The sequence below is a fragment of the Actinomadura fibrosa genome (assembly GCF_900659615.1).
GTDB classification, from domain to species: domain Bacteria; phylum Actinomycetota; class Actinomycetes; order Streptosporangiales; family Streptosporangiaceae; genus Spirillospora; species Spirillospora fibrosa.
In genome coordinates this window covers 1-13,265 of record NZ_CAACUY010000235.1, presented here as the reverse complement: position 1 = coordinate 13,265, position 13,265 = coordinate 1, and the positions used below count along the sequence as shown (strand labels likewise).

General features: G+C 74.2%; 6 protein-coding genes. 1 reads left to right on the top strand and 5 read right to left on the bottom strand.

Translation table 11 applies throughout. From position 1 onward, the window contains the following. Positions 1-1,118: serine/threonine-protein kinase (locus tag E1300_RS40340; protein ID WP_242619695.1), on the bottom strand; the 1,118-nt coding region annotated here is incomplete at its 3' end. Between the two features lie 185 nt (positions 1,119-1,303). Here E1300_RS40340 and lysX point away from each other — a divergent pair. Then, entirely contained in the window at positions 1,304-4,591 is a 3,288-nt protein-coding gene (gene lysX / locus E1300_RS40335; RefSeq protein ID WP_207400234.1) for a bifunctional lysylphosphatidylglycerol synthetase/lysine--tRNA ligase LysX, read from the top strand. Between the two features lie 36 nt (positions 4,592-4,627). Here the strand turns inward: lysX and E1300_RS40330 are convergent, their stop codons facing one another. The 4 genes from E1300_RS40330 to E1300_RS50715 all read right to left on the bottom strand — a co-directional run. Continuing rightward, complete coding sequence (locus E1300_RS40330; RefSeq protein WP_131762560.1) at positions 4,628-5,209, bottom strand: hypothetical protein; 582 nt, start codon at positions 5,207-5,209, stop codon at positions 4,628-4,630. A 41-nt stretch (positions 5,210-5,250) separates the two neighbouring features. Further along, entirely contained in the window at positions 5,251-5,826 is a 576-nt protein-coding gene (locus E1300_RS40325) for a TetR/AcrR family transcriptional regulator (protein WP_207400233.1), read from the bottom strand. Between the two features lie 64 nt (positions 5,827-5,890). Then, positions 5,891-6,991: a winged helix DNA-binding domain-containing protein gene (locus tag E1300_RS40320; protein ID WP_131762559.1), complete on the bottom strand. Its 1,101-nt coding sequence runs from the start codon at positions 6,989-6,991 to the stop codon at positions 5,891-5,893. Positions 6,992-7,054: 63 nt separating this feature from the next. Beyond that, positions 7,055-13,265, bottom strand: a 6,211-nt coding sequence (locus tag E1300_RS50715; RefSeq protein WP_165503211.1) for a hypothetical protein, incomplete at its 5' end; no start/stop codon positions are given.

The following is a 13,265-nucleotide window of genomic DNA, read 5'->3' as shown; positions in this document are numbered from 1 at the left end:
GTGTGCTCTTCCGATCTGTCGTCCGCCGGGTCGTCGCGGACGGCCTCCTCCCGCGCCGTCGCGTCCGCGGGAGCGGCGGACGGGGCGGCGCCGGCGAGGGCGGCCAGCTCGGCGGGGCTGTCGAAGCGGGTCAGCTCGTCCGGGCGGCCGGACATGGCGTCCGAACCCGGGACGTCGCGCGGCTCCGGGCCGGGGGTCTCGCCCGGCCTCGGCAGGGTGCGCCCGGGGAGCTCGTCGGGCGAGTACTCGACGGCCATGGTGCGCTGGGTGTCGATCGTCTCCTGGCGGACGATGTCGTCCAGCAGCGCTCCGGCCTCGATGGCGTCCATCCGCTGGTCGGGGTTCTTGCGCAGCAGGCCCTCGATGACGGGCGTGAGGCGGCCGCCCTTCTCCGGCGGGTCCGGCTCGTCGGAGATCACCGCGACCAGCGCGGCCATCGGCTCGGACCGCTCGAACGGCGACTTGCCGTGCACCATCGCGTACAGGGTGACGCCGAGCGACCACAGGTCGGACGCGGGCCCGGCGACGCGGCCGCGGGCGCGCTCGGGGGCGATGTAGGCGGGCGAGCCCATGACGAGCCCGGTCTGGGTGAGGGTCGCGTCGCCGGAGGCGGTCGCGATGCCGAAGTCGGTGAGGACCGCGCGCTCGCCCATCCGCCCGGCGCCGGTGATCAGCACGTTGCTGGGCTTGACGTCGCGGTGCAGCACGCCGGCCTGGTGCGCGGCGTGCAGGGCGGCGAGCATCTGGCGGCCGATCTCGGCCGCGCGGCGGATGTCGAGCGGCCCCTCCTGCTTGATCACCTGGTCCAGGGAGCGGGCCTTGATGAGCTCCATGATGATCCAGGGCCGGCCGTCCTCCTCGACGACGTCGTAGACGGTGACGACGCCGGGGTGGCCGAGCCGCGCGGCGGTGCGGGCCTCACGGAACGTGCGCTTGTGGTGCACGGCGCGTTCCTCGTCGGTGAGACCATGCGGGAGGATGACCTCCTTCACCGCCACATCGCGACCGAGGACCTCGTCATGCGCCTGCCAGACCGTACCCATGCCGCCTCGACCGACATGCGTGAGCAGTCGGTAACGGCGGGCGAGCAGCCGCTCGCCCGAGGTCTCATTTGGCATATCCGCGACCATATCGACTTTTGCTGACAATCTTGGACTGAGCTTGCAAGCAGCATCCCCCTACCCGTAGGACGCCCGGCGTCACGCCATGGTTCGCCCCCGGGTGTTCGGGTGCGGACGGAAGCGTGATGGACGTGACACCCGGTACAAATAAGAGAGTTGCACAGCGTGGCGACGGGGGGACGATGCCGGAGAAGGGCCTGCTCGGCGAGTGGCGCCGCCTGATCCAGACCGCGCCCACCATCTTCTTCTGGTACACCCGTCTCTCCGGCATCCTGTCTCTGCTGGCCTGGGTCTCCTATGGTCTCATCCTTGAGATAGCCGACATCTGGGCCCTGCGCTGGATCGGCTACCTCGGCTGGTTCCCGAGCGTCCCCGTCGGCCTGGTCTGGATCCTGCTCTCGATGGGCGTCCGGCGCCGCAAGAAGGCCGCCTGGCGGATCCTCGTCCTGATCTTCTGCCTGCCCGCCGCGCTCGGCGTCACCGCCGTCCTCACCACGCTCTTCGACCCGGAGCGCCCCACCCCGGTCGGCCTCATCGTCACCGCCGCCGTCTACCTCGCGGTGCTCGGGCTGCTGATCGCCGCGCGTGGGCAGTTCACCACCCTGCCCGACCGCGCCAACCGGCGCCTCGCCGCGATCGTCTTCACCTGCCTGCTGGTCGTGACCTGTGGAATCGGCACGTTCCTCGTGACCGTCACCGACCGCGACGCGAGCGGCGACTTCTGGACGCACCCCGTCTACGCGATCATGCAGACGGTGCTCGGGCCGCGCGTCACCGGCAAGCCGATCGACGTGTCCGTCCCGTTCTACGTCGACGTCATCCTCTGGGTCCTCGGCACCGGCCTGTTCGTCGGGACGTTCTGGGCGCTGTTCAAGCCCGGCCGCCGCGACCCCGTCCTCAGCCCGCCGGAGGAGCTCGCGGCCCGCGCGCTGCTCGCCGAGTACGGCGACCAGGACTCCCTCGGCTACTTCGCCCTGCGCCGCGACAAGGACGTCATCCTCGCACCCAACGGTAAGGCGGCCATCGCCTACCGGGTCGAGGGATCGGTCTCCCTGGCCAGCGGCGACCCCCTCGGCGACCCCGAGTCCTGGGACCAGGCCATCGACGCGTGGCTCGGCGAGTGCCGCGCGCACGCCTGGATCCCCGGCGCGGTCAGCGTCGGCGAGCGCGCCGCGCACATCTACCGCCGGCACGGGTTCGACGCGCTGGAGCTCGGCGACGAGGCGATCGTCGACCTCACCGACTTCAGCCTGGACGGCCGCGAGATGCGGCAGGTCCGGCAGGCCGTCCGGCGCGTCGAGCGGGCCGGCTACACCGTCCGCATCCGGCGCCACTCGCAGATCCCCGGCTGGGAGATGGCCAAGCTCATCCGCAGCGCCGACGCCTGGCGCGGCGAGGCCACCGAGCGCGGCTTCTCGATGGCGCTCGGCCGGCTCGGCGACCCCACCGACGGCCGCTGCGTGATGGTCGAGGCGTTCGACGCCGACGGCGAGCTGCGCGGACTGCTCAGCTTCGTCCCGTGGGGCCGCGCCGGCCTGTCCCTCGACCTGATGCGCCGCGACCGCGCCGCCGAGAACGGCCTCAACGAGTACATGGTCGCCAAGCTCGCCGAGAAGGCCGCCGCCGTCGGCGCGCAGCACCTCTCGCTCAACTTCGCGATGCTCCGCTCGGCGTTCGAGCGCGGCTCCCAGATCGGCGCCGGGCCCGTCGCGCGGCTCTACTACCGGTTCCTGTCGTTCGCCTCCCGGTTCTGGCAGCTCGAATCGCTGTACCTGTCCAACGCCAAGTACATGCCCGACTGGCGCCCCCGCTTCATCTGCTACCAGCAGGGCCGCCACCTCATCCGCCTCGGCCTCGCCTACGCCCGCGCCGAGGGCTTCCTGCCGAGCGTCAACCGGCCCAAGCTCGACCGCGCCGCGTCCATGGCGCCGTCCCGGGACCTCGTCGACCGCATCAAGGAGATCGAGGAGGCCGCCGACGCGGCCCGCGCGCCGCAGCGCCGCCTGTCCGAGCAGGAGCGCGTCCGGCACGCCAAGCTGGCGCAGATCCGCGCCGCGGGCATGGACCCCTACCCCCTGTCGTTCGAGCGCACCGACCTCGCCGCCGCGATCCGCGAACGCTTCCCCGACCTGCCGCCCGACACCCGCACCGGCGCCCGCGTCGCGATCGCCGGGCGCGTCGTCCTCGCCCGCGAGCACGGCAGGCTGATCTTCGCCACCCTCCGCGACGAGAGCGGCGACCTCCAGGTCATGCTGACCGCCGACGCCCTCGGCGCCGAGTCCCTCGGCCGCTGGAAGTCGCTGATCGACCTCGGCGACCAGGTCGGCGTGTGCGGCGAGGTCGTCACGTCCCGGCGCGGGGAGCTGTCGGTCCGCGCCGACGACTGGACGATCACCGCCAAGTGCCTGCGCCCGCTGCCCAACAAGGCCACCGGCCTGTCCGACCCCGAGGCCCGCGTCCGCCAGCGCTACGTCGACTTCATCGTCAACGACGAGTCCCGCCGCATGCTGCGGATGCGCGGCGACGCCATCGCCGCCGTCCGCGACGGCCTGCGCGCCCGCGGCTACCTCGAAGTCGAGACGCCGATGCTCCAGCCCGTCCACGGCGGCGCCGCGGCCCGCCCGTTCACCACCCGCATCAACGCCTACAACATGCAGCTCTACCTGCGGATCGCACCCGAGCTGTACCTGAAGCGGCTCCTCGTCGGCGGCGTCGGCCCCGTCTTCGAGCTGAACCGCAACTTCCGCAACGAGGGCGTGTCCCCCAAGCACAACCCCGAGTTCACGATGCTGGAGGCCTACCAGCCCTACGGCGACTACGACACGATGGCCGCCCTCACCCGCGACCTCGTCGTCGCCGCGGCCGACGCCGCGCTCGGCACCACCGTCGTCGTCCGCGACGGCGTCGAGTACGACCTCGCCGGCCCTTGGGAGGAGATCACCGTCTACGGGTCGGTCTCCAAGGCGCTCGGCGAGGAGATCACCACCGCCACCCCGCTCGCGGCCGTCCAGGGCCACGCCGAGGCCGCCGGACTGAACTTCGACCCCGCCTGGGGCCAGGGCAGGATCGTCCAGGAGCTCTTCGAGGCCCTCGTCGAGGAGCACCTCATGACCCCGACGTTCGTCCGCGACTACCCCGCCGAGACGTCCCCGCTGACCCGCCCGCACCGCGCCGACCCGCGGCTCGCCGAGAAGTGGGACCTCATCGTCTTCGGCCTGGAGCTCGGCACCGCCTACTCCGAGCTGATCGACCCCATTCTCCAGCGCCGCCGCCTCACCGAGCAGTCCCTCCAGGCCGCCGGCGGCGACCCCGAGGCCATGGAGCTGGACGAGGACTTCCTGCGCGCGCTGGAGTACGCGATGCCCCCGGCGGGCGGCATGGGCATGGGCATCGACCGGCTCCTGATCACCCTCACCGGCCGCAGCATCCGCGAGACGATCCCGTTCCCCCTGGTCCGCCCGGGCGGCTGAAAGGCCCGGGCGGCCGGGCGGGCTCGGTCGCGCTGGTCAGAGGGTTCGGGGCGCGGACCTGAGGCCGTGCCGGGCCAGCCAGGCGCGGGCCAGCCCCCGCCGCGCCTCCTCCCGCGCGTCCAGCACCCCGCCCGGCGGGATCGGCAGCCAGCGCCCCTCATCGCCCTCGGCCTCCTCCATGCCGAGGACGTCGCCGCGCACCAGATCGAGGACGTGCGGCTCACCGGCCTCCAGCGCCGCCGCCACCGCCCCGAGATCGACCGGCAGCGGAACAAGTTCCCCGCCGCGCCACGGCGGAACGGATTCCCCGCCGCGCCGCGGCTCCCCGAGCGCCGCCGCGACCTCCGCGGCCAGCTCCGCGTCCCCGGGCGCGCCGCGTCCGTCCAGCTCACCGAGACACGCGCGGGCGAGCGGCCCCGCGCCGGGCACCCCCTCCCCGAGCGCCGCGACGAGCACGTCCCCCGCGTACTGGAGCACCGGGCCGAGCTCCCTGCACGCGAGCAGCTCCACCCCTCCGGCGCCGTCCCCCCGGTGCGCCGCGGCGCGCAGGGCCGCCAAGGCGTCCTCGTCCCAGCCGGTGCTGGGCACCCCTCGTCGCTCCGGACCACCGCGCGTCATGCAGCCGATTGTGCCGGGCGCCCCGGACGGCCACCCGGCGATTACCCGGACCGGCTCATCAGCCCCTCCATCACCAGCGTGAACAGGTGCTCCCGCCGATCGGCGATGGACGGCGCGCCGTCGACGAGCGACGCGACCGCCGTGTACAGGGCGAACAGATCCATCCCGTCCACATCGGGACGGATGTGCCCCGCGTCCTGCGCCCGCTCCAGCAGCCGGGCACCCGCCGCCCGCATCCGCGCGCACGACGCGTGCAGCGACGACGTCTCGTCCTCCAGCGTCGCGATCATCGACGCGGCGAGCCCCCGGTACGTCCCGGCGCCGTCCGCGAACTCCGCCAGCCACTCCGTCAGCGCCTCCGCGGGCGGCCGGCCCGCCTCCAGCGCCCCGGCCCGCGCCGCGAGCCGGTCGAACCGGCTGCGGAGCAGCGCCTCCAGCAGGTTCTCCCGGGTCGCGAAATGCCGGTAGAGCGTGCCCATCCCCACCTCGGCGCGCCGGGCGATGTCGCGCAGGGACGCCTGGGTGCCCTGCTCCTCGACGACCGTCCTGGCGACGTCGAGGATGCGCGCCCGGTTGCGCTGGGCGTCCGCCCTCAGGACGCGCGGAGCAGGATTCATGCCCTGATCCTAGGACGAAACGCCCGGAGCACTGCTCCGGCGAAACCACCCCGCCGCGAGCCGCTCAGGACGTCCCGAACATGCCGACGCGAACCTCGTGCTCGCCCTCCGGAGCCGCGAATTCCAGCAGCCTCGCCGCCTCCGCCCGCACCTCCCCCTCATCGCGCAAAGGCTCGAACAGCTCGACGCCCAACCCCGCACGCCCGGCTTTCCGGTCATGCTCGATCCTCCATATGCCGCGGACCCGACCGTCCACGAGCAGCGTCGGCTTGACCCACGCACCCACACAGATCACCTTGCGCTGCTCGGCGGTCATCAACCGGCTGCGATCGGCGTAGGCGAGCATGAGGTTGTCGAGATCGCCGAGGAACCGCACGGGCGCGGGCCGCCCGTCCTCGGCCGGCGCCGCCTCCGGGAGATCGAACAACTCGACACCGTTCTCGTCCCGATATTTCTGCAATCCCGGCCGCAGGCGCTCGAACACCTCGTCCATCCGCCGCAGGCCCGACCACATCTGGAAGTCCTTGGCCGAAGCGGGCCCGAACGCCCCGAGATAGCGCCGGACGAGCCTTTCGGCCGCCACCCCGTCCTCCAGCGGGCCGATCCACTCGTCCGCCAGCACGAACGGCGTGGCCCCGTGCGTGTTCCACGTCCCGCTGGGCGGCGGATGGACCACGGGAACCAGCGCCTGCGCCGACCACCCGAGCGCCTGCCGATCCCTGTCAGGCCACCGCTCCGCGAGGGCCTTGGCGAGCTGCGGACGGGTGAGCGTCCTCCCCTTGAGCAGGCCGCGCACCTCGGCGGCCAACTCGTCCAGATCCCACCCCACGCTCACCCGCCCGAACGCCGCCTGCCGCCCCGCCCGCAGGATCGGCTCGACGAGCGGCCGCACCCACCGGTAGTCCGCGGCGGCCGCGACATGCTGCGTCCCGCGCAGCAGCGGCCCCCGGACCACGGACCGGTCGACCAGCCGCCCCGTGAAGTCCTCTTGCCGGAAGCCGTCGAGCCTCGTCCACAGGCTGTAGTAGGGCAGATTGGGATCCTGCGCCTGAAGCGCCACAAGCCGCTGTACCGCCTCGATGACGGGCATCGCGGACCGCTCCAGCAGCAACTGGCGCTCCAACGCGGTCCTGCTGAGCGTCCGGCGATCAAGTACCCGGGCCATGGCGACTCCCCTGCAGAACAAAACGTTCCGTTCCACTATACTCGAACGGAACGAATCATTCCACTAGGAGTCGGAGCCCTCCCGATACGCCTCGACCGCATACCGGAGCCGCGCCCCCACCAGCAGCTTCTCGTCCTCCGGACACCCGAGCAGGCGCCCGGCCAGCTCGACGATCTGCTCATCGGTCAGCTCAGGTTCGCGCTCCGCGATATGCCCCACCAGCTCGATCAACTCGGGCCGCTTGTAACTGACGATCGACCGCCCCCGCCGGATCCGCATCCCGGAAGACTCCCGAGCCCCCTGACGCGGCTTCCCACCCGCAGAACCACCACTCGGCTCGTCAGAAGCAGCAGGCGGCTCTCCGGAAACAGCAGGCGGCTCGTCGGAACCACCACTCGGCGGAGTACGTGAGGGACGCTGCGCAGGCTCGAACCATGGCCGCACCGCCCCCCCATCCGACGCCGTCCCAGAACCACCACGCCCCTCTGGCGGCGCCCAAGCCCCACCAGGCCGCACCGGCGCCGCTCCGGGAGGCGGCACCGCAGGACCACCCCGCGACTGCGCCCCCTCAGGCGGCACGCCCTCCTCCCGCCCCAACAACGCCTCACCCTGCGGCCCACGCGATGGAGGCCCATGTCGCGGTCCAGCAGCAGGACGCGCCGAAGCAGACGCCCCCCGCGACCACACGTCCTCCCCACCCTGCGGCTGCGCCGGGCCACCGCGCGACACGACCCCGCTTCGCGGATCAACAGGACCCGCGCCCCCAGGGACAGGACGCACACGCTGCTCCGGCGGAACCGGCTGCGACTGCGGCTGCGGCTGCGCAGAAGCATCACGCGGCGCAGGACGCGGCTGCCCCTCGGTAGGACGCGGTGCCATGGCTCCAGGACGCGGCGGCACAGACTCACCGCGCGACGACACGTCCTCACCACGCTGCTGCGGCGGGACGGCCTGCGGCTGCACAGGGCCACCGGGCGCGGGGCCCATCCGCGGACCAGCGGGCCCGGCAGCAGGACGCGCACGCTCATCGCGGCCCCGCGGTGGTCCTACGCGCGGCGGCACAGACTCCACACCCGGCTCACCAGGCGAAGGCGCTTCGCTAGGACGCGACGACGTCGAGCCCGGACGCGGCGGCGCCGACGCACCGCGTGGTTGCGCGTCCTCAACCGGGCGCGCGCCCCCCTCGCGACCTCGCGGCGGCTCGACGTGGGGCGGCGCGACCTCACCGCGCGACCACACGTCCTCACCAAGCTGCCCCGGCGCACCGACCTGCGGCTGCGGCGGCACGGGCGAATCGCGTGGTGCGGAGCCCGTCCGCGAACCACCGGGACCAGCGGCAGGACGCGCGCGCTCATCACGGCCCCGCGGGGTTCCTACATGCGGCGGCACAGACTCACCGCGTGGTTGAGCGTCCTCCGATGGGCGCACGCCTTCCTCGCGACCTGGCGGCGGCTCCGCATGCGGATGCACAGACGCACCACGCGACCACACGTCCTCGCCACGTCGCTCCGGCGGAACGGCCTGCGGCTGCACAGGGCCACCACGGGGCGCGGGGCCCATCCGCGGACCAGCGGGCCCGGCAGCAGGACGCGCACGCTCATCGCGACCCCGCGGCGGTCCTACATGCGGCGGTGCAGACTCCACGCCCGGCTCACTAGGCGAAGGCCACTCGCTGGGACGCGGCGGCGCGGCGCCCGGACGCTGCGGCCCCGACTCGCCTCGTGGTTGCGCGTCCTCGACCTCGCGCGCGTCGTCCTCGCGGGTTGGCGGCGACGCGACGTTAGGCGGCACCGCCTCACCGCGCGACCACACGTCCTCACCACGTCGCTCCGGCGGACCTGCCTGCGGTTGCGCGGGGGCACCACCTGGTGTGGGGCGCGTCCGTGGATTAGTGGGGTTCGCGGTGGGACGCGCGCGCTCATCACGGGCCTGCGGCGGGCCTACGTGCGGCGGTGCAGACTCCACGCCCGGCTCACCAGGCGAAGGCGGCTTGCTGGGACGCGGCGGCGCCGAGTTCGGACGCGGCGCGGACGCGGCGCGTGGTTGCGCGTCCTCGGCCCGGCGCGTGTCCTCCTTGCGGCCTTGCGGCAGCTCGGCGTGCGGTTGCGCGGATTCAACACGTCGCCACACGTCCTCACTACCTCGCTCCGGCGGACCGGCCTGCGCTTGCATGGGGGCGCCATGTGGCGCGGGATGCGTCCGTGGATCAGCAGGGTTCGCGGGAGGACGCGCGCGCTGATCACGGCCCTGCGGCGGGCCTACGTGCGGCGGCACAGACTCCACGCCCTGCCCACCAGGCGAAGGCGCCTTGCTAGGACGCGGCCCCGACTCGCCGCATGGTTGCGCGTCCTCGACCTCGCGTGCGCCCTCCTCGCGAACTCGCGGCGGCGCGACGTTAGGCGGCACCGCCTCACCGCGCGACCACACGTCCTCACCACCTCGTCCCGGCGGACCGGCTTGCGGTTGCATCGGGGCGCCACGTGGCGCGGGACGCGTCCGTGGATCAGCAGGGTTCGTGGTGGGACGCGTGTGCTCATCACGGCCCTGCGGCGCTCCTACCTGCGGCGGCGCAGACTCAACGCCCGACTCACCGGGTGAAGGCGCCGTGCTGGGACGCGGCGGTGTCGCTCCAAGACGCGGAGGCACCGACTCACCGCGCGGCTGCGCGCCCTGCACAGGACGCGCATCCTTCTCACGACCTCGCGGCGGCTCCACGTGCGGTTGCGCGACCTCACCACGGCGCCACACGTCCTCACCACCTCGTCCCGGCGGACCGGCCTGCGGTTGCATCGGGGCGCCATGTGGCGCGGGACGCATCCGTGGATCAGCAGGGTTCGCAGCAGGACGCGCGCGCTCATCACGGGCCTGCGGGGCGCCTACCTGCGGCGGCGCAGACTCCGCGCTCGGCTCACCAGGCGAAGGCGGCTTGCTGGGATGCGAGGGCGCGGAGCCTGGGCGTGGCGTGGACTCACTGCGTGGTTGCGCGTTCTCCGCCCGGCGTGCGTCCTCCTCGCGGCCTCGCGGCGGCTCGGCGTGCGGTTGCGCGGATTCACCACGCCGCCACACGTCCTCGCCGCCTCGTCCCGGCGGACCGGTCTGTGGTTGCGCGGGGGCGCCGCGTGGTGCGGGGCGCGTCTGTGGGTCAGCGGGGTTTGCGGCGGGGCGTGGGCGTTCGCCGGGCTCCTGCGGTCGTCCTGCGGGAGGGCGCGCAGACTCCGCGCCTGGCTGGGTTCGCTCGGCGCTTGGGTGGGTCGGTTCACCGGGTGACCGCGCGCCGCCGGAACGTGGCTGCGGAGGGCCAACCCGCGAGGGCGCGGGTTCATCGCGTGGTTGTGCTGGCTCGGCCGAAGGGGTGGGCTCGCGGGTTACTCGGGGGTCGGTTAGGAGGGTGAAGAGGGACGTCGTCGGGGTCAGGACGTCGTGGAACGGGTGGGGGACGGGGGTGGCGGGCGTCGGGCCTTCCGGGGTGGGGAGGGCCGGGCCGGGTGGGCCTATGAGGATCAGGCGGGGGGCCAGCCAGAGGAGGAAGAGGGCCTCGGCGCCGGCGTTGTGCTCGCCGTCCACGATGACGACGTCGAAGGAGCCGGGACGAGGTGGGAGGGTCTCGGGGATGCGCCAGAGCGGCAGGATCCACGCCGGGACGATCTCGGGCGGGGTGGCGGACGCGGCGGAGACCGCGGAGGCGAGGTCGAGGCCGGCGAGGCGGGCCAGGGCGGCGCCCCAGGCGCGGGCGGACGTGAGGTCGGCGCGGAGGGTTTCGAGGTGTTCTTCGGCGGACGCGAGGGCGGCGCGGGCCTCGTCGGCGGCGGTGGACGGGGCGGTGGTCGCGAGCTGGGCGGCGGTGCGGGCCCACGCCCAGGCTTCGTCCCAGCGGCGGGTGCGGGTGCTCCAGGCTTCGTCGCCGTCCGTGGCGAGCATGAGGTTGGCGAGGTCGGGGTGGACGGCGCGGACGCGGGCGAGGAGTTCCTCGCAGCGGATCTGGTGGGCGCGTTCACGGCGGGCCTCGGCGAGGGCGTTGAGGCAGCGGCCGTAGGCGGCGGCGTCGCGGGCGTCCAGGGCGTCGAGGGCGGCGAGGAGTTCGGGCGGGTCGTCGGCGTCCACGGGGCCGATGGAGTCGCGGAGGGCGGCGATGTCGGCGGCGGCGCGTTCGACGCCGAAGCCTTCGAGGGCGGCTTCCAGGGCGGAGACGTAGCCGTGCCACTGGAGGGGGTGGCTGAGCGGGACGGTGAGTCCGGCGCGGGCGAGCAGGCCGCTGGTCTCCTCGATGGCGGCCATGGCGGTGCGGACGCGGGCGAGCCGGGCGTGGGCGCGGACGAAGCGGGCGATCCGGTCGGCGGGCGGCGGGTCGGCGGGGAAGGAGATCCCGGCGGCCTCCCACACGTACTGGAGTTCCTGGCAGGCGATGCGGACGGTGAGGTGGGTGATGACGAGGTCGAGGAGTTCGGGTGTCGTGGGGGGCGCGCCGTCGACGCGGGCGCCGTTCAGGAGGGGTTCGGCCTGCCGTTGCGCGGCGGAGCGGAGCGGTCCGCGCTTGAGGGAGCCGCCGCCGGCGAGGTGGTCGCGCAGGTCCTGGGCGGCGGCGGCGAGGCCGCGGAGGTCCGGGTCCGGGGGGAGTTCGACGCGGCCGTCGGTGGTGGCGAGGGCCCGTTCCGCCCATTCGGCGCGGGCCGTCATCTCCGCGACGCGGGACCAGATCAGCGGGCGGCGGTGGGCGAGGGCGTCGCCGAAGGCGCGGACGGCGATGTCGGCGGGGTTCCAGCGGCCGGGGTGCCCGTCGAGGCCGAGGTCGGCGAGGGCGGACCCGACGATGGACGCGCAGCCGTCGAGGCGGGCGAGCAGCGCGGCGTCGAGGCCGCGGAGGGCGCTGGCGAGGTCGGAGTGGAAGCGGCCGGCGCGTTCGGCGGCGGCGGCCTCCGCCTCGATGAGGGTGCGGACGTAGGGAGGGCTGGGCAGGGCGCCGGGGTCGACGTCGCGGTGCGCCGTGCGGGCCTTGCGTCCGGGCGTCTCCTCGGCAAGGAGCACCACGAGCTCCGCCGCCTCGGCGCGGGAGATCGGCGGCCCCGGCGGCATGTCCGGACGGACGGGCATCCACGACAGTTCGGGCGCCTCGGCGCGGTGCCGCTCGTCCGGACTGCCGCGCTGCGCCTCCTCGTCCTCGATCCGGCGGAGCCGCGCGCGGAGCTCGGCGACCTCCTGGTCGGCGGCCTCCACGCGTTCGGCGAGGTCGGCGACGTGCCGCCCGTGGCGGCCTGGGTCGTGCGCGGCGGCCCGGACGAGCAGCGCGTCCGCGACGTCCGCCGCCGTGGCCGGGTCGGCGACCGTCAGGGACGCGAGGTCGGGCGGTAACGCGGCGCGCAGCGCCCCCGAGGCCGTCGCGCCGGACGTGGCGACGAGGACCCGCAGCCCGCGGACGAGGACGGCCGTGAGGATGTCGCGGGCGATGTCCGGAGTGTCCTCGGCGATATGCCTGACCTGGGGACGGTCGTTCGGGGCGAGGAACCGCGCGAGTCCCTCGGGGACGGCCGCGCCGGCGGCGAGCTGCGCGATCATCGCGTCGTGGTAGGCCGCCACGGCCGCGCGTCCCGGCGGGCGGACGACCAGCGCGGGCGCCAGCCGCACCCGCGGGACGGGCGGCGGCGGCCCGGCGGCCTCGGGCGCCCAGTCCTCCCGGTACACGACGGTGTCCCCGGCGCCGGGGAAGGCCGTCGAACACCATTTGCGCAGGACGTCCCCGACGGAGGTGTTCAGCCCGAATCCCTGGCCGGCCTGCACGGCGTCCGCGACCCAGGCGGCGGGCCGGAACCCGGGACGGCCGGACAGCAGCTCCCGGTCCCGCAGGGTGGTGTGCCCGGCGAGGACGACGTCGATGCGCTCGGTCCGCTCGTCCACGACGATCCGGACGGGCGTGCTCAGCAGGTGGTCGTGGACGGCGGGCCCGTCGTGCGGGCGCCAGGCGAGGAGCCCGGCGGCGAGGACGACGTCGTGGCCCGCGGCCTGCTCGGCGAGGTCGCGCAGCGTCCGGTACCAGTGCCGCAGGGCGAGCCAGCCGTCGAACTCCTCCAGCACGGCCGGGGGCGTCAGCGGGATGACCGGAACGCTGAACAGCACGTCGCCGGGGCCCGCGTCGGCCTCGACGTAGACGTCGCCGGGCAGCTCGGCGAGCCACAGCACCTGGACGTGCCCGGCGAGGTCGCTGGGCGGCCGCCGCCGTGCCCGTGCCAGGTCGCGCAGGTGGCCGAGCAGGCGGGCCGCGCTCTCCGGGTCCGCGGCGGCG